Annotated in this window: 18 protein-coding genes and 1 pseudogene; 16 read left to right on the top strand and 3 right to left on the bottom strand. The window is 61.4% G+C overall.

The annotated features are described in order from the left end of the window. Positions 1-318 precede the first annotated feature (318 nt). The 15 genes and pseudogenes from G7020_RS05935 (at position 319) to G7020_RS05865 (ending at position 12,986) form a co-directional block, all read left to right on the top strand. Positions 319-1,998 carry a cytochrome D1 domain-containing protein gene (locus G7020_RS05935; RefSeq protein ID WP_181083009.1) on the top strand — a complete coding sequence of 560 codons (1,680 nt, stop codon included), beginning with the start codon at positions 319-321 and terminating at the stop codon, positions 1,996-1,998. A gap of 120 nt (positions 1,999-2,118) precedes the next feature. Next, a complete protein-coding gene (locus G7020_RS05930; RefSeq protein ID WP_181083008.1) occupies positions 2,119-2,727 on the top strand; it encodes a NapC/NirT family cytochrome c in 609 nt (202 codons plus the stop codon). 198 nt (positions 2,728-2,925) lie between these two features. Beyond that, positions 2,926-3,801, top strand: coding sequence for an ethylbenzene dehydrogenase-related protein (locus tag G7020_RS05925; RefSeq protein ID WP_181083007.1), 876 nt, complete (start codon positions 2,926-2,928; stop codon positions 3,799-3,801). Positions 3,802-4,387: 586 nt separating this feature from the next. After that, the gene (locus tag G7020_RS05920; protein ID WP_181083006.1) at positions 4,388-4,702 is read left to right on the top strand and encodes a c-type cytochrome; all 315 of its coding nucleotides are present in this window, start codon (positions 4,388-4,390) and stop codon (positions 4,700-4,702) included. Between the two features lie 21 nt (positions 4,703-4,723). Beyond that, positions 4,724-5,065, top strand: coding sequence for a c-type cytochrome (locus tag G7020_RS05915; RefSeq protein WP_181083005.1), 342 nt, complete (start codon positions 4,724-4,726; stop codon positions 5,063-5,065). Next, positions 5,062-6,237, top strand: a complete 1,176-nt coding sequence (locus G7020_RS05910) for a cytochrome D1 domain-containing protein (RefSeq protein ID WP_181083004.1) — start codon at positions 5,062-5,064, stop codon at positions 6,235-6,237. Before G7020_RS05915 ends, G7020_RS05910 begins: the two co-directional genes overlap by 4 nt. A 1-nt stretch (position 6,238) precedes the next feature. After that, positions 6,239-6,697 carry an Lrp/AsnC family transcriptional regulator gene (locus G7020_RS05905; protein ID WP_181083003.1) on the top strand — a complete coding sequence of 153 codons (459 nt, stop codon included), beginning with the start codon at positions 6,239-6,241 and terminating at the stop codon, positions 6,695-6,697. Next, complete coding sequence (locus G7020_RS05900; protein ID WP_181083002.1) at positions 6,694-7,209, top strand: AsnC family protein; 516 nt, start codon at positions 6,694-6,696, stop codon at positions 7,207-7,209. The genes G7020_RS05905 and G7020_RS05900 overlap by 4 nt, the downstream gene beginning before the upstream one ends. Further along, entirely contained in the window at positions 7,202-7,645 is a 444-nt protein-coding gene (locus tag G7020_RS05895) for an Lrp/AsnC family transcriptional regulator (RefSeq protein ID WP_181083001.1), read from the top strand. Before G7020_RS05900 ends, G7020_RS05895 begins: the two co-directional genes overlap by 8 nt. Further along, a complete protein-coding gene (locus tag G7020_RS05890; RefSeq protein WP_181083000.1) occupies positions 7,620-8,153 on the top strand; it encodes an Lrp/AsnC family transcriptional regulator in 534 nt (177 codons plus the stop codon). Before G7020_RS05895 ends, G7020_RS05890 begins: the two co-directional genes overlap by 26 nt. 358 nt (positions 8,154-8,511) lie before the next feature. Further along, positions 8,512-9,702, top strand: a complete 1,191-nt coding sequence (gene nirJ / locus G7020_RS05885; protein WP_181082999.1) for a heme d1 biosynthesis radical SAM protein NirJ — start codon at positions 8,512-8,514, stop codon at positions 9,700-9,702. An 82-nt stretch (positions 9,703-9,784) separates the two neighbouring features. Beyond that, entirely contained in the window at positions 9,785-10,624 is an 840-nt protein-coding gene (gene cobA, locus G7020_RS05880; RefSeq protein ID WP_181082998.1) for a uroporphyrinogen-III C-methyltransferase, read from the top strand. Beyond that, complete coding sequence (locus G7020_RS05875; protein ID WP_181082997.1) at positions 10,621-12,117, top strand: nitrite reductase; 1,497 nt, start codon at positions 10,621-10,623, stop codon at positions 12,115-12,117. The genes cobA and G7020_RS05875 overlap by 4 nt, the downstream gene beginning before the upstream one ends. 337 nt (positions 12,118-12,454) lie before the next feature. Continuing rightward, positions 12,455-12,715 (top strand): type II toxin-antitoxin system RelB/DinJ family antitoxin, encoded by a 261-nt coding sequence (locus tag G7020_RS05870; protein ID WP_181082996.1) that lies wholly within the window; start codon positions 12,455-12,457, stop codon positions 12,713-12,715. Next, a pseudogene (locus tag G7020_RS05865) lies at positions 12,715-12,986 on the top strand (type II toxin-antitoxin system YafQ family toxin). Before G7020_RS05870 ends, G7020_RS05865 begins: the two are co-directional and overlap by 1 nt. 148 nt (positions 12,987-13,134) lie before the next feature. On the opposite strand, the gene G7020_RS05860 reads toward G7020_RS05865, so the two are convergent. The 3 genes from G7020_RS05860 to pilB are packed head-to-tail and all read right to left on the bottom strand — an operon-like array spanning position 13,135 to position 16,933. Next, positions 13,135-14,001: a prepilin peptidase gene (locus tag G7020_RS05860; protein ID WP_181082995.1), complete on the bottom strand. Its 867-nt coding sequence runs from the start codon at positions 13,999-14,001 to the stop codon at positions 13,135-13,137. A gap of 4 nt (positions 14,002-14,005) precedes the next feature. Further along, positions 14,006-15,226 (bottom strand): type II secretion system F family protein, encoded by a 1,221-nt coding sequence (locus G7020_RS05855; protein ID WP_181082994.1) that lies wholly within the window; start codon positions 15,224-15,226, stop codon positions 14,006-14,008. A gap of 3 nt (positions 15,227-15,229) precedes the next feature. Continuing rightward, positions 15,230-16,933: a type IV-A pilus assembly ATPase PilB gene (pilB, locus tag G7020_RS05850; RefSeq protein WP_181082993.1), complete on the bottom strand. Its 1,704-nt coding sequence runs from the start codon at positions 16,931-16,933 to the stop codon at positions 15,230-15,232. 505 nt (positions 16,934-17,438) lie between these two features. Here pilB and G7020_RS24250 point away from each other — a divergent pair. Continuing rightward, on the top strand, positions 17,439-17,624 hold the full coding sequence (locus G7020_RS24250; RefSeq protein WP_181082992.1) for a prepilin-type N-terminal cleavage/methylation domain-containing protein: 186 nt from the start codon (positions 17,439-17,441) through the stop codon (positions 17,622-17,624). The last annotated feature ends 10 nt before the right edge of the window (positions 17,625-17,634 follow it).

Genomic DNA, 17,634 nt, shown 5'->3' with positions numbered 1-17,634 from the left:
AGCCATCCGCTGGCGAAGCTTGATCACGGTCAAGCCCTGATCGAAATGCAAGCCACCGCGAATTTTCACCCCACGACACAAGCCTGAAAAAAGCACACGCATTCACGTCTTTTGACTGATTTTAGCTACACGTTTCATTCCATCCGCGACACTGCGTCACGCTTGGGGGGTCACGAAACCTCTCTTGATTGCCATCAAGCGCATTCGCCGGAGCCCTCTCTAGGATGGAAATCGCACACAACAAGAAACATCTAGGAACTGCCATACCGTCGTAACTAGCAGGAGCCGCCCTAAGCGCTCCAAAAAGGAGAGACACCCATGAGCAACGTTGGTAAACCCTTACTCGCTGGCCTGATCGCCGGCATCTCACTGCTTGGCCTGGCGGTCGCCCAGGCTGCCGCTCCCGACATGACGGCGGAAGAGAAAGAAGCCGCCAAGAAGATTTACTTCGAACGCTGCGCCGGTTGCCATGGCGTGCTGCGCAAGGGCGCCACCGGCAAGAACCTGGAGCCACACTGGGAAAAAACCGAAGGTGGCCAGAAAACCGAAGGCGGCACGCTCAAGCTGGGTACCACGCGCCTTGAAAACATCATTGCGTACGGTACCGAGGGCGGGATGGTCAACTATGACGACATCCTGACCAAGGAAGAAATCAACATGATGGCCCGTTATTTACAGCACGAGCCACCCGTTCCGCCAGAGTTCTCCCTGCAGGACATGAAAGACAGCTGGAACCTGATCGTTCCGCTTGAAGAGCGTGTAACCAAGCAGATGAACAAGGTCAACCTGAACAACGTGTTCGCAGTCACCCTGCGTGACGCGGGCAAGCTGGCCCTGATCGACGGTGATACCCACAAGATCTGGAAGATTCTGGAAAGTGGTTATGCCGTACACATCTCCCGTATGTCCGCATCCGGTCGTTATGTGTACACCACCGGACGTGACGGCCTGACCACCATTATTGACCTGTGGCCTGAAGAGCCGATGACCGTTGCAACGGTTCGCTTTGGTTCTGACATGCGCTCCGTTGACGTGTCCAAGTACAAGGGCTACGAAGACAAGTACCTGATTGGTGGTACCTATTGGCCGCCACAGTACGGCATTGTGGATGGTCTGACCCTGGAGCCAATCAAGGTTGTTTCCACCCGCGGCCAGACCGTGGACGGCGAATATCACCCTGAGCCACGTGTTGCCTCTATTGTTGCCAACCCGGTCAAGCCCGAGTGGGTCGTGAGTGTCAAGGAAACCGGACAGATTCTGCTGGTTGACTACACCGACCTCGACAACCTGAAAACCACTACGATTGCATCGTCCAAGTTCCTGCATGACGGCGGTTGGGATGCTTCAAAGCGTTACTTCCTGGTCGCGGCCAACGCCTCCAACCAGGTCGCTGCGGTTGACACCAAGACCGGCAAGCTGGCTGCCATCGTAGACACCGCCAAGATTCCTCACCCGGGTCGTGGTGCCAACTTTGTCCACCCTCAGTTTGGTCCAGTCTGGGCAACAGGTCACCTGGGTGACGATGTGGTTTCCCTGATCTCTACTCCTTCCGATGAGAAGAAGTTCAAGAAGCATGCGGAGCACAACTGGAAGGTGGTGCAAGAGCTGAAGATGCCGGGTGCGGGCAACCTGTTCGTCAAGACCCACCCGAAATCCACCAACTTCTGGGCCGATGCGCCGATGAACCCCGAGCGTGAAATTGCCGAGTCCGTTTATGTGTTCGACATGAACGACCTGAGCAAAGAACCTCGTGTCCTGAACGTTGGCAAGGACTCCGGTCTGCCACAGGGCGCTGCAATTCGCCGTGCGGTACAGCCTGAGTTCAACCAAGCGGGTAACGAAGTGTGGATTTCCCTGTGGGGCGGCAAGGCTGACCAGTCCGCGGTTGTGGTTTATGACGACAAGACACTGAAGGTCAAGTCGGTCATTACCAGCCCGGAAGTGATCACCCCAACCGGCAAGTTCAACGTCTTCAACACCATGCATGACGTGTACTAACCGGCCCTGAGAGCCTGTCGGGCCTGACCACAGCGGCACAGCGTCAAGCCCGACAGTTTCCCAGGTTACCTGCTAAGCCCCCTGCGCTACGGCGCAGGGGTCAGGCAAGGAACGAACCCCATGAAAGACCATGACAGCAACGAAACACCCAAAAAAACCAGTCGCCTTGCCTTCTTATGCCGGCCAAGTACGCACTACTCACTTGGCACACTACTCATCGCGGGTATTGCAGCAGGAGTGATTCTCTGGGGCGGCTTCAACACCGCCATGGAAGCCACCAATACGGAAACCTTCTGCATCTCCTGCCACGAGATGGGCGACAACGTCTATCCCGAATACAAGGAAACCATCCACTACGAAAACCGTACCGGCGTTCGCGCAACCTGCCCGGATTGCCACGTGCCCAAGGAGTGGACGCACAAGATGGTGCGCAAGATCGAGGCCTCCAAGGAAGTCTGGGGCAAGATCACCGGCACCATCAACACACCGGAGAAATTCGAGGCCAAACGCCTGACCCTGGCACGCCGCGAATGGTCACGGATGGAGAAAAACGATTCACGCGAATGCCGCAACTGCCACAGCCTGGAAAGCATGAGTTCCGAAAAGCAGAAGCAGCGCGCACGCATGCAGCACAAGATGGCTGCCGAAGACAACATGACCTGCATCAACTGCCACAAGGGGATTGCTCACCACTTGCCTGAAGGCATGACCGAAGAAGACGAAGAGTGACCAGCCGTTCCAGGGCACTTCTAAAAACGTAGGCGAGGCAGCCAGCGCAAGGCGAAAACAGGCGAAAAAGCGCAGTTTACGAGTTGTAAATGAGCATTTTGAGCCTGTTTTCAACGCAGCGATGGCAACGCAGGTAGTTTTTAGAGGTGCCCTCCAGGCGGGCCAGCCAAGCATCGATGATGAGATGAGGAACCGAATATGAACAAGACCATGATGGCCAGTGCTGTCAGTGCCGTACTGGCCCTGGCCGCACACAACGCCCTGGCGGCCGCGCCCGCCGACTGGAGCGCCGTGCCCGCCGTCGAAACCGGCGTGTTCTACCCTGGCGTGTCGCCAGTCGAATGGATCACCAAAGGTACCGAACACGGCGGTGCGCGGGTTCTGCGCAGGGGTGAGACCTGCGCGGCCTGCCACTCCGAAGAGCTTGCCGAGATTGGCCAGAAGATCGTCAGCGGCAAGAAGATCGAGCCCGCACCGATTGCCGGCAAAGCTGCGTTCATCGCCACCACCGTCCAGGCCGCCCATGACGGCGAAAACCTCTACCTGCGCTTTACCTGGAAGCAGCCGGCGGCCTCCGGCAGCCCGGCGATGGACGAGCAGAACCCGGTCAAGATCGCCTACATGCTCGAAGCCGGCGACAAGGTTGAACTGGCCGCGCAGTCCGGCTGCTGGGCCAGCTGCCATGGCGACGCCCGCACCATGCCCGGCGCGGACGACAACAAGACCAAGTACGTCAAGGACGGTTCGCTGGCCAATGGCATCTACTACGACCTGAACCAGTGGCGTAGCGGCGAGAACAAGGCCTTCGACGGCTATGTCGCCGACCACCGCGAAATGGAAGGTGGCCAGGCGCTGGTGGGCGCCGAAGGCAAGCTCGACGGTGACACCTGGTCCGTGGTCTTCACCCGCAAGCTGGCCGGTGGCGAAGGCGATGTCAGCCTGACGCCGGGCAACACCTACAACTTCGGCTTCGCCATCCACGACGACAGCGCGACCGGTCGTTTCCACCATGTCTCGCTCGGCTACAAACTGGGCATCGACGCCGAAGGCGATATCACCGCCTCCAAGCTGTAACCAGGCGACCCCTGGTAGCGACATCGTGCGGGACCGGCGCAATGCCGGTCCCGCCCCACCTCGCCTGCAGAATTAGACGAAAGCGCCTTCGGCGATTCCATCCTACGAGATTGCACGACGCCCCATATTTTGTAGCCTGGATTAGCCGAAGGCGTAATCCGGGTCTCCGCAGGCGTAATCCGACGAACCGAAGGCGTAATCCGACAATCCATGCCTGTCAGCTCAGCCTTTAACCTACCTGGCCGCTCGCCTGTCGGATCGGCCAAGCGTGACCCGGCCTACACGTAGCCTTGTCTTTATCCCCACGCCCGTGCGCCAGATTGTCGCGTCCGCCGTTGCGCCTGCAACGAGACGAGGCCCAGGTTGATTGCAGTCAAGGACGCGCCCCACCCCGCTGCCGCATTCTCAAGCCGTGGCCAACAGTTCCCGGATGCTGGGCAATTTACCGCCCTCGACCGTAACCATGATCAGGGACAAAAGGTTGCTTCGCCCAACCGGTAAATTTAACGTGCATGTTCCGGCAAAGTCATGTCGGGCACCCAGGGGCGGGCTTCAAGAACCCCCCACTTAGCCTTGAGGAAGTACCATGAAGAAGATTCTCATTCCATTGCTTGCCATGGGCGGCGCTTTGGTCCTGCAACCAGCCATGGCTCAGGACGGCGAAGCACTGTTCAAGAGCAAGCCTTGCGCAGCCTGCCACAACGTCGACATGAAGATGGTCGGCCCGGCGCTGAAGGAAGTCGCCGCCAAATACGCAGGCCAGGATGGTGCTGTCGATCTGCTCGCCGGCCACATCAAGAACGGCAGCCAGGGCGTCTGGGGTCCGATCCCGATGCCACCAAACGCCGTAACCGAAGAAGAAGCCAAGACCCTCGCCGAGTGGGTTCTGAGCCTCAAGTAACGCAGTGTCCAGGAGGGCGTCATGACAGTGTCCCGACACGCAGTATCACGTTTGGGGCTCGCCCTGGCGTCCTTCCTCCTGATTCCCGCCGCACTGGCCGGCAACCCGACCGCTGAACGCCAGACGCAACTCGAACACCTTCTCGTGCAGGACTGCGGTTCCTGCCACGGCCTGCGCATGACCGGCGGCCTCGGCCCCGCGATCACCCACGACGCACTGGCCGGCAAACCCCGCGACAGCCTTATCGCCACCGTTACCCACGGGCGCCCCGGCACCGCGATGCCCGGCTGGAATGCCCTGCTCGACGAGCAGGATATCGTCTGGCTGGTCGATCTTCTTGTCGAAGGATATCCAAAGCCATGATCCGTCCTTTTCTGCTGCTGGCTGCGGCCAGCCTGCTGTTCGGCTGCGCGCAGCAACCCCTGCGCGGCACTGGCGACCTGGGCGTGGTGGTGGAACGCGCGACCGGCAGCCTGCAACTGATCGAGAGCAGCGGCATGACCAGCCTCGGACGCATCGAGGGCCTGGGCGACCTGTCCCACGCCTCGGTGGTGTTCTCTCGCGACCAGCGCTTCGCCTACGTCTTCGGTCGTGACGGCGGCCTGACCAAGGTCGACCTGTTGCACCAGCGCATCGACAAGCGGGTGATCCAGGGCGGCAACAGCATCGGCGGCGCCATCAGCCAGGACGGCACGCTGATCGCCGTGGGCAACTACGAGCCGGGCGGCGTCAAGGTATTCGACGCCGGGACGCTGGAACTGGTCGCCGACATTCCCGCCACCCCGCTGGCCGATGGCAGCCGCAACTCCCGCGTGGTCGGCGTCACCGACGTGCCGGGCCAGCGCTTCATCTACAGCCTGTTCGATACCGGCGAAACCTGGCTGCTGGACTTCAGCCAGGGCCACACGCCGCAGATCACCCGTTTCGAGAACATCGGCAACCAGCCCTACGATGCGCTGCTCACCCCCGAGGGTCGCTACTACATCGCCGGCCTGTTCGGCGAAGACGGCATGGCCAAGCTCGACCTCTGGCATCCCGAGCGTGGCATCGAGCGCATTCTCGACGGCTATGGTCGCGGCCAGCAGAAACTGCCGGTCTACAAGATGCCGCATCTGGAAGGCTGGACCGTGGCCGGCAACCAGACCTTCGTCCCCGCCGTCGGCCAGCACCGGGTACTGGTGATGGACAGCGAGAACTGGCAGCAGACCGCCGCCATCGACGTCGCCGGCCAGCCGATCTTCGTCATGGCGCGCCCTGATGCGCGGCAGATCTGGGTCAACTTCGCCCACCCGGACAACGGCAAGGTGCAGGTCATCGACAGTGAAACCCACGCAATCATCGCCACTCTGGAGCCGGGACCTGCGGTATTGCACATGGAATTCACCGCGCGTGGCGACCAGCTCTGGCTGTCGGTGCGCGACGGCGGCGAAATCCAGGTCTGGGACCCCTACACCCTGAAGCTGATCAAGCGCCTGCCGGCCCAGACGCCGAGTGGCATCTTCTTCAGCAGCCGCGCCCACGAGACGGGGTTATGACATGCAGCTCGACAACCTCAGCCGCCGCCTGATCGACCGTTTCCAGCATGGCATGCCGCTGTGCGCCGAACCCTACCGCGCCATGGCCGAAGCGCTGGAGTGCAGTGAAGACGAGATTCTCGCCAGCCTCCGGCAACTGGAGCAAGGCGGAGGGCTTTCACGCATCGGGCCGGTGTTCGAGCACAGCCGCGCCGGCGCCAGCACCCTGGTGGCCCTCGCCGTGCCACCCGCACGGATAGACGCCGTGGCGGCCCGCATCAACAGCCTCCCCGAGGTCAACCACAACTACCTGCGCGAACACCACTACAACCTCTGGTTCGTCCTCACCGGGCCGGATCGCGCACATATCGATACCCTGCTGACACAGATCGAAGCGGAAACCGGGCTCACGCCTCTGGATCTGCCCATGCGCCGCGCCTACCGCATCGACCTGGGTTTCCCCATCGGAGACGCGCCATGACCGCCCTTCTCGACGACCTGCAAGCCATGCACCTGCGGCGTCTGCTCGAAGCCGGCCTGCCACTGGCCGCCCGCCCTTACCAGGCACTGGCCGAACGCATCGGCGCCAGCGAACAGGCGGTGCTCGAACAGGTCCGCCACTGGAGCGAGGACGGCCTGTTCCGCCGCGTCGGTGTGGTACTCAAGCACCGCGCCATGGGCTTTCGCGCCAATGCCATGCTGGTCATGGACATTCCTGACGAACAGGTCGATGAAGTTGGTCGGCGCCTCGGCCAGGCTGCCGGCATTAACCTCTGCTACCAGCGCCCGCGGCGCCTGCCGGACTGGCCCTACAACCTGTTCTGCATGGTGCATGGCCGTGAACGCGAACAGGTCTGCGAGCAGATCGAAGCCCTGCTGGCCGAACACCAGCTGAGCCATGTGCCGCACCAGTTGCTGTTCAGCACACGCGCTTTCAAGCAGTGCGGTGGCCGCTACGCCCCATCCGCCGCTCGGGAGCTGGCCCATGGATGACCTCGACCGCCGCCTGATCAACCGCCTGCAGCATGGCCTGCCGCTGGTGCGCCAGCCCTGGCAAATGCTGGCGGCGGAGCTGGAAAGCGACTCGCAAACCCTGCGCGACCGTGTCCAGGCGCTGCTGGACGACGGCACCCTGACCCGCTTCGGGCCGATGTTCGACATCGAACGCCTCGGCGGCGCCTTCACCCTGGCCGCGCTGTCGGTGCCTGAAGAGCGCTTCGACGCGGTCGCCGCGCAGCTCGATGCGATGCCGGAAGTCGCCCACAACTATCGCCGCGAACATGCCTGGAATATGTGGTTCGTCCTTGGCTGCGCCACACCCGAAGGCATCGCCGAAGCCATCCAGCGCATCGAAGCGCAGACCGGCCTGCCGGTGCTTAACCTGCCCAAGGAGGAGACCTATCATGTCGGCCTGCACTTCCCGGTTTGATGGCCGGTTTGACGCCCGGTCCGATCTGTCCAGGCAACTGGTGGAACTCACCCAGGCCGGCCTGCCGCTGGTGGACGACCCCTGGAGCTGGATCGCCGAACGCCTGGGCATCAGCGTCGAGGCCACCCTCGAACTGCTCCAGGCGCTGCAGGGCGACGGCGCCATCCGCCGTATCGCTGCCGTACCCAATCACTACCGCTTGGGCTACCGGCACAACGGCATGACCGTCTGGGAAATCGATGACGCCGAGATCGCACGCCTCGGACCGCTGATCGGCAGCCAGCCCTTCGTCAGCCACTGCTATCGCCGGCCCCGCCGTGAAGGCTGGTACTACAACCTGTTCGCCATGGTCCACGGCCGCAACGCCGAGGAAATCGACGCCTACCGCGCCGAAATCCGCGCCCTGCTCGGTGACGCTTGCCGAGCGGATGAGATGCTGGTCAGCAGTCGCATCCTGAAAAAGACCGGCTTGCGCATCGCCGCCTCGGCAGCGCAACCCGCTCCGTAGACCGTAGCCTGGATTAGCCGAAGGCGTAATCCGGGTTTCCGAAAACGTAATCCGGCGCTCACGCGCCTGCTGACGAACAGAAGCCTCCGGGCCAGGCATGGCCCTGTAGGACCGAATTCATTCGGCCATAAATTCGCGCAAAAGGTCGAACACGTTTGACCCTGCAAGCCCCAAGGCCTTTTCCCATCGCCGGCACCGCGACCGGTTGCCCCACCCCCACGCTAGATCGGGCTTCCAGCCCATTCAGGGAGCCGCTGTCGCTCCTTTTTTGTTTCCAATCAAGGATCGGCCCGATTCGCTCGGAGATGCTGCGCCCATCGAAGACGCGAACCTGATGTGCCGTCGAGGAGAGCCGCCCATGTTGAGAATCAGCCATTACCTGCGCGCCCTGGCCCAGCCAAGCACTCGCGTACTGGGCGCTCGCAGTGCCGGCGGCACACGCCCGCCCGTGGTGATCTGGAATCTGCTGCGGCGCTGCAACCTGACCTGCAAGCACTGCTACGCCACCTCCGCCGACAGCGAGTTCCGCGACGAACTGGATACCGGCGAAGCGCTCAAGGTTATCGACGACCTGCATGACGCCGGTGTGCGCGTACTGATTCTGTCGGGCGGTGAGCCGCTGCTGCGCGACGATATCTTCCAGCTGTCCGATTACGCCCGCGACAAGGGCTTCTTCGTCGCCCTGTCCACCAACGGCACCCTGATCGACGAAAGCAACATCGAGCGCATCGCCGCCGCGCAGTTCGACTACGTCGGCATCAGCATCGACGGGCTGGAAGCGGTGCACGATGACTGGCGTCAGCTCAAGGGCAGCTTCAGTGCCTCCATGCATGCCATCGATCTGTGCCGTCAGCACGACATCCGCGTCGGCCTGCGCACCACGTTGACGCAGAACAACTACCCGCAGCTGCCAGCGCTGCTGGCCCTGATGCGCGAACACGACGTGCAGAAGTTCTATCTTTCGCACCTCAACTACAGCGGTCGGGGCAAGCGCAGCCGCAAGGCCGACGCCCATCACCAGATGACCCGCGACGCCATGCGCCAGCTGTTCGAGCAGGCCTGGGACGATGTGCAGAACGGTCGCGAAACCGATTTCGTCAGCGGCAACAACGATGCCGACGCCATCCTGCTGCTGCAGTGGGTCGAAGAACGCCTGCCGCAATACCGCGAGCGCCTGGAACAGATGTTGCGTGCCTGGGGTGGCAATGCCTCGGGCAACGGCATCGCCAATATCGACAACATCGGCGATGTACATCCCGACACCTACTGGTGGCAGCACACCGTGGGCAACGTGCGCCGTCAGAGTTTTCGCGAACTGTGGCTGGACAAGCCCGAGCCGCTGCTGGACGAGCTGCGTCAGCACCCGCGCGCAGTGGGTGGGCGCTGCGCCGAGTGCCGCTGGCTGGCCATCTGCAACGGCAATACACGCACCCGCGCCTGGGCCGAAGGCAACCTCTGGGGGGAAGACCCCGGCTGTTACCTCAGCGACGAGGAAATCGGTCTGCCAACACCCGCACGTATCCCAAGCGTTGAAATCAGCGCCCTCTAGAACAGCAGCACCCAGCGGTCGACAGAACCGTATAGAGCCAAGCGCAAAACCGTCAGCCTCGATGAGAATTCAGGAGCACCGCATGGACCAGCCAATCACACTCCCCGCGTCATTGAGTGCCTCGTTCGCCGCTGGCGAAGTCGCTCTGGTCGGTGCCGGCCCCGGCGATCCGGGCCTGCTGACCCTGCGCGCCTGGAGCCTGCTGCAACAGGCCGACGCCGTGGTCTACGACCGCCTGGTCAGCGACGACCTCATGAACCTGCTGCCAGCCATCTGCGCCCGGCATTACGTGGGCAAGACCAGCGGCTACCACAGCCTGCCGCAACCACAGATCAATCAACTGCTGGTCGATCTGGCGAAGCAGAACCTGCGCGTGGTGCGCCTCAAGGGCGGCGATCCGTTCATCTTTGGTCGCGGCGCCGAGGAAATCGAATACCTGCTGCAGAACGGCATCGACTGCCAGGTAGTGCCAGGCGTGACCGCGGCAGCCGGTTGCAGTGCCTATGCCGGTATTCCCCTGACCCACCGCGACCTGGCCCATTCCTGCCAGTTCATCACCGGCCACCTGCAGGAAGACGGCGCCCTGTTGCTGCCCTGGAACAGCCTGGTCGAGGGCAAACAGACCCTGGTGTTCTACATGGGCCTTGGCAGCCTCAACGAAATTTCCCGCAACCTGATCGCCGCAGGGCTCGCGCCGCAAACGCCCGCCGCACTCATCGGCAACGGCACCCGCGCCGAGCAGCAGGTGGTGCGCTGCACGCTCAAGGAACTGCCGAACATGGCCCGCGAACAGCAGTTGAAAGCTCCGACCCTGACGGTGATCGGCAAGGTCGTCGGCCTCTTTGCCGATGAGCAGCTGGAATACCCGGCACGCCTGCGCGCCGAGGCCAGTCCAGCGGCTGCCGAGGAGCAAGCGTCATGAAGCGAACACTCCCACTGACCCTGTTGATCCTGTGCGGCAGCCTGCAGGCCGCGCCGCAGGCAGTCACACTGGAACAGGCCGCAAGCCTCTACGAACAGCACTGCCAGAGCTGCCACGGCGTCAATCGCCTGGGCGGCGCCGGCCCCGCGCTGCTGCCGGAAAGCCTCAGTCGGATCAAGCCCGACGAAGCACGCCAGGTCATCCGCGATGGCCGCCCGGCCAGCCAGATGATGGCCTACACGCACCTGCTCGACGACGCACAGATCGACGGACTGGTCAGCTACCTCTACCAGCCCTCCGCAACGCCACCGACCTGGAGCGATGCCGACCTTCGCGCCAGCCACCGCATCCTCACCGATGTGGCCACGCTACCGACAAGCCCGCAGCATGGTGCCGACCCGCTCAACCTGTTCGTCGTGGTGGAGGCCGGCAATCATCATGTGCGCATCCTCGACGGCGAACACTTCGAGGAGCTGGCCAAATTCCAGTCGCATTTCGCCCTACACGGCGGGCCGAAATTCTCCCCCGACGGGCGCTTCGTCTACTTCGCCTCCCGCGACGGCTGGGTCAGCGTCTACGACCTGCACAACCTGAAGATGATCGCCGAAGTCCGCGCCGGCCTGAACACCCGCAACATGGCGATCAGCAACGATGGCCGCTGGGCGCTGGTAGGCAACTACCTGCCGGGCGAACTGGTGGTGCTCGATGCCCGCGACCTGTCGCTGGTCAAGCGCATCCCGGCCACCGGGCTGGACGGCACCCCTTCAAGGGTCAGCGCCGTCTACACCGCGCCGCCACGCGACAGCTTCGTAGTCGCCCTGAAGGACGTGCAGGAAGCCTGGGAACTGTCCTACGCCGGCGAGCCGACCTTCGAGCCACGCCGCATCCAGGCGGCGGACTTCCTCGACGACTTCTCCTTCACCCCCGACTACCGCCATTTGCTCGCCACCTCGCGCAAGGCCCACGGCGGCCAGGTGATCGACCTGGACACCGGCAAGGCCGTCACCGACATCCCGCTGCCGGGCATGCCGCACCTGGGCTCGGGCATCTACTGGAAACGCGATGGCAAGTGGGTCTTCGCCACGCCCAACGTCAGCCAGGGACTGATCTCGGTGCTGGACATGCAGGACTGGTCGCTGATCAAGGAAATCCCCACCGAAGGGCCGGGCTTCTTCATGCGCAGCCACGAAAATTCGAAGTACGCCTGGACCGACGTGTTCTTCGGCCCCAACAACGACGCCATCCACCTGATCGACAAACAAACCCTGGAAGTCGCCCACACCCTGCGCCCGATGCCCGGCAAGAACGCCGCCCACGTAGAGTTCACCCGCGACGGCAAACACCTGCTGCTCAGCGTCTGGGACACCGATGGCGCGCTGCTGGTGATCGAGGCCGACACCCTGAAGGAAATCAAACGCATCCCGATGAACAAGCCTTCAGGCAAGTACAACGTCGGCAACAAGATCGAATTCGCGGAGGGCACATCGCACTAGCCGATAGGTTGGATTACGCCCCGTATCGTCGGATTACGCCTTCGGCTAATTCGACCTACGAATCAGGTTTCGCAGGTCGGGTCACGCTTCACCGACCCGACGGGCGGAGTCAAAGTCATTCGCCGGACTACGCTCCGCCTCGTCGGATTACGCCTTCAGCTAATTCGACCTACGAACGACAGGTTTCGTAGGTCGGGTCACGCTTCATCGACCCGACGGGCGGAGTCAGGGTCATTTCACCGGACTACGCTTCGCTGACTGGCACAATCCAATAAGACGTGCGCTTCCGACAAGCTGTAGCTACAATTGTAGCCACATCACGAAAAGGAGCCCCATCATGGCCACTACCGCCGATACCGTTGTCCGCGCACGGATCGATAGCGCTACCAAAGAAGCCGCTGCCCGGCGCTTGTCAGAGTCCGGCCTGAGCATCTCAGAGGCCATCCGTCTGATGATGACTCAGATCGCAGCCGGTCAGGATCTACCCTACGACCGCACTCCGAACAAAGCCACCACCACCGCCATGGCCGAGCTGATGAATGGCAAGGGCAAAAAGGTCGCATCCATTGACGCACTGTTTGATGAACTGGGGAGTTGATGCTTGTACCTGTATTGTCCAGCGCCTTCAAAAAAGACTTCAAACTGGCACAGAAGCGCGGCAAGGACATGGGCAAGCTGAAAACGCTGCTCAACTTGCTGGTCAATCGTGAACCATTGCCAAGCAGCTACCTTGATCATCCGCTGAAAACAACTGGAAAGGCTTCCGCGATGCACACATCGAACCCGACTGGTTGCTGATTTATCGAGTAGAGGGTGATGAGCTACAGCTAGCCAGAACAGGAACACACGCCGATATTTTCAATAAATAGTTTCGTAGGTCGGGGCACGCTTCATCGACCCGACGGGCGGAGTCAGGGTCATTCGCCGGTGCTCCGCCCCGCCGGTTTACGCCTGCGGCTAATTCGACCTACGAACGACGGGCTTTGTGGTATCAGCGGCGCAGGCGATACCACGGTGTCAGAATCTGGCGAACTGCAGATAACTGACGGTGATCTGCTCACCCCAGAGCAAGGCAACCCAGCCGGCAATGGCCAGATAAGGCCCGAAGGGAATCGGTGTGCCGCTCTCGGCCTTGCGCATACGCAGCATGATGGTGCCCAGCACCGCGCCGACCAGTGAGGACAGCAGAATGGTCAGCGGCAGCACCTGCCAGCCGCCCCAGGCGCCGAGCATGGCCAGCAGCTTGAAGTCGCCATAACCCATGCCTTCCTTGCCGGTCACCAGCTTGAACAGCCAGTACACCGACCACAGACTCAGATAGCCCGCCACCGCGCCCCACAACGCATCCGCGAGGGACACGAACAGGCCGAAGCTGTTGACGATCAACCCCAGCCACAGCAACGGCAGCACCAGCGAATCCGGCAGCAATTGATGATCGACGTCGATCATGCTCATCGCCAGCAGCCCCCAGGTCAGCAACAGCATCGCGCCGGCCTGCCAGGTGAAACCGAAATGCCAGGCGACGTAACCCGAGAGCAGCCCACACGCCAGCTCCACCAGCGGGTAGCGCCTGCTGATCGGCGCCTTGCACGCCGAGCACTTGCCACGCAACGCCAGCCAGCTCACCAGTGGAATATTCTCCCAGGCACGAATCCGGTGATCGCAATGCGGGCAGCGTGAATGCGGCAGAAACAGATTGAACATCGCCGCGTCAGGCTCGGCAGGCAACTCCAGAAACTCCCGCGCCTGGGATTGCCACTCCCGCTGCATCATGATCGGCAATCGATAAATGACCACATTGAGAAAACTGCCCACCAGCAGCCCCAGCACCAGCGCGCACAAAACAAAGGCCAGCGTGTTGCTGGCCAGAACTTGAAAGATCATCGAGTTATCCGACCACGCTGCCGAGCTGGAAGATGGGCAGGTACATCGCAATGATCAGGCCACCCACCAGCACACCCAGCACCGCCATGATCAGCGGCTCCATCAGCGTCGTCAGGTTATCCACCATATTGTCCACTTCGTCCTCGTAGAAGCCGGCGACCTTGTCCAGCATCTCGTCCAGCGAACCGGACTCCTCGCCAATGGCCGTCATCTGGATCGCCATCGAAGGAAATACATTGGTGGTGCGCATCGAGAAGTTCAGCTGCACACCAGAGGATACATCGTTGCGAATCTTCGCCACCGCATTGCGGAACACCACGTTGCCGGTCGCCCCCGCTACCGAGTCCAGCGCATCCACCAGCGGCACACCCGCCGCAAAGGTCGTGGACAAGGTACGTGCATAACGCGCCACCACCGCCTTGTAGAGAATGTCGCCAACAATAGGCGCCTTCAGCAGCATCCTGTCGAGCGCATCACGAAACTTCTCCGAGCGTTTGTAACTGTGCTTGAACAGGAATGCCGCCACGAACAGCCCCAGAAGCACCAGATACCACCACTCCTGCAGCCAGCGCGAAAGCCCGACCACCATTTGCGTAAACGCTGGCAGTTCGGCCCCAAAGCCTTGGAACACACTCTCGAACTGCGGCACCACCTTGATCAGCAGGATCGCCGAAACAATGATCGCCACCACGATGACCGCAATCGGGTAGGTCATCGCCTTCTTGATCTTGGCCTTGAGCTGCTCGGTTTTTTCCTTATACGTGGCAATCCGATCCAGCAACGTTTCCAGCGCACCGGACTGCTCGCCGGACTCCACCAGGTTGCAATACAGATCATCGAAATATTGCGGCTTCTTGCGCAGCGAACCGGCGAAGCTGTTACCGGCGGCCACTTCCTGCTTCACCTCATCCACCAGCTTGCGCATGTTCGGATTGTCGAAGCCCTCGCCGATGATGTCGAACGACTGCAGCAACGGCACGCCAGCCTTCATCATGGTCGCCATCTGCCGGGTGAACAGCGCGATATCCATCGGCTTGATCTTCTTGCCGGAACTGAACAGCGAGACGGCCTTCTTGCGCACCTTCAGCGGATTGATACCCTGCTTGCGCAGTTGCGCCTTGATCAGCGCCGGGCTCTGCCCGGAAAGCTCACCTTTGACCTTGCCGCCCTTGCGATCAGTCCCCTCCCAGGTGAACACACTGGTTTTCAACGCTTTTTCCGCCATGGGTTAATCCTTGGTCACGCGGTTGACTTCCTCCAGGCTGGTGATGCCATGCATGGCTTTGACCAGACCCGAAAGGCGCAAATCATTGAAACCATCTTTGCGCGCCTGCAGGGCGATATCGATGGAGTTTCCTTCCTCCATGATAAGCCGCTGCAGAGCAGGCGTGATTTTAACCACTTCATAAATACCGACACGGCCCTTGTAACCGCCGTTGCAATTATCACAACCCACCGGGCCATAAAGCTGGAAAGTGCCGATCCTGTTTTCAGGGAAGCCTTCCTTGAGCAGAGCCTCGCGCGGCACCTCCACTTCCGTCTTGCAACTCGGGCAGAGTTTGCGCGCCAGGCGCTGGGCGATGATCAGGTTCACCGAAGTGGCGATGTTGAACGCCGGCACGCCCATGTTGCGCAAGCGCGTCAGGGTCTCGGCGGCGCTGTTGGTGTGCAGCGTGGACATCACCATATGCCCCGTCTGCGCCGCCTTGATGGCGATCTCGGCGGTTTCCAGGTCGCGGATCTCCCCTACCATGATGATGTCCGGGTCCTGGCGCAGGAAGGCGCGCAACGCCTGGGCGAAATCCATGCCCTGGCGCGGGTTGACGTTGACCTGGTTGATGCCCTCCAGATTGATCTCCACCGGGTCTTCGGCGGTGGAGATGTTCACATCGATGGTATTGAGGATATTCAGGCCCGTGTACAGCGAAACCGTCTTGCCCGAACCCGTCGGCCCGGTGACCAGAATCATCCCCTGCGGCTGCTTCAACGCCGCCATATAAAGCGCTTTCTGGTCCTCCTCGTAGCCCAGCGCATCGATGCCCATCTTCGCGCTGGAGGAGTCGAGAATCCGCATCACGATCTTCTCGCCCCACAGCGTCGGCAGGCTGTTGACACGAAAATCGATGGACTTGTTCTTCGACACCTTCATCTTGATGCGGCCATCCTGCGGCTTGCGCCGCTCGGCGATATCCAGCGCCGCCATCACCTTCAGGCGTGCGGAAATGCGGCTGACCAGTTGCACCGGCGGGCGCGCCACCTCGTGCAGCACGCCGTCGGTACGGAACCGCACCCGGTAGGATTTCTCGTAGGGCTCGAAGTGCAGGTCCGACGAGCCACGCTTGATCGCATCGAGCAGCATCTTGTTGACGAAGCGCACCACCGGCGCATCGTCAGCCTCGTTGTGCTCGCTCTCATCTTCAGTGGAGCCGCCACTGATCTCCACATTCAGATCGTCCAGATCCGAATCGCTCAGCCCGTCCAGCGCCGTAGCGGCGGACTCGAAAAACTTGTCGATGGCCTGGCCCAGCTTGTCATCCTCGACCAGCACCGCCTCGACATTGAGCCCGGTATTGAACTGGATATCACTGACCGCCAGGTGGTTGGTTGGGTCGGAAACGGCCACGTAGAGCTTGTTGCCGCGCCGCTGCAACGGCAGCACCCGATGCTGGCGCACCAGCTTCTCGCTGATCAGATCCTGCGGCTGGGTTTCCCTGTCCAACGTGGCAAGGTCGAAATAAGGGATGCCGAACTGCTCACCCGCCACCTCCATCACCGTACGGCTCTTGACCAGTCTGTTCTGCACCAGCCAGGTCACCAGCGGCATCTGGTTGCGCTGGGCTTGCTGCTGCGCCTGCAGTGCCGTTTTTTCATCGAGCTGGCCAGCCTGCACCAACTGTCGGGCCAGACCGCCGAGGGGAGCGTTCTCGTTCATGGGCGTCGCCTATGGAGGCTGGAAAGATCGCGCCCTTATAACGCAGTTCCCTAGGCGCGCCAAATCCGCAAAAAGCGTGTGGCAATTTTTGTCACTTGCTGACTAAAGCGGTAGGAGCGGGCCATGCCCGCGAAAGCAGACTAAACCCACACCCCTTGGAAATGGCTTCCTGTAGAGGCAACGCTCTGCAGACATGATCCCCGATCAGCGCAACACCCGTTTTCGTGGGAACGGGTCATGCCAGGGTGCAAGCCATGTTCGTGGGCATGGCCCACTCCTACAGGGTGCTAGCGCACACCGAACCCGTAGGAGCGGGCCACGCCCGCGAATACCCCCACCCCAAACCTTTCCCAGCAAGACACGCCGCCCCAACCCAGCCGCCAATCCCCAAAGAGTGACCTAACTCACAACCAGGCACTTCCACCCAGCCACCCAGCCGCGCCTGGCACGGATGCTGCTCCCCACTCGGCAGGTCCAACGACCTCACCAACACAGGAGCTTTTCAATGAAGTCCATCAAGAAGCAAAAAGGTTTTACCCTGATCGAGTTGATGATCGTAATTGCGATTATCGGCATTCTGGCGGCTATCGCCATTCCGCAGTTTAATGAATATCGCCAACGTGCTAACGACACCTCGACTGTTGCTGACGTTAAAAACAACATCACTTCCATTATCGCTTCGTTGAAGTAAACACTAATTT

Origin of the sequence: Stutzerimonas stutzeri, assembly GCF_013522825.1 — a bacterium.
In the GTDB taxonomy this organism is placed as follows: domain Bacteria; phylum Pseudomonadota; class Gammaproteobacteria; order Pseudomonadales; family Pseudomonadaceae; genus Stutzerimonas; species Stutzerimonas stutzeri_AK.
Note: the sequence above shows the minus strand (reverse complement) of the source record. Positions and strands in the feature narration are given on the sequence as shown.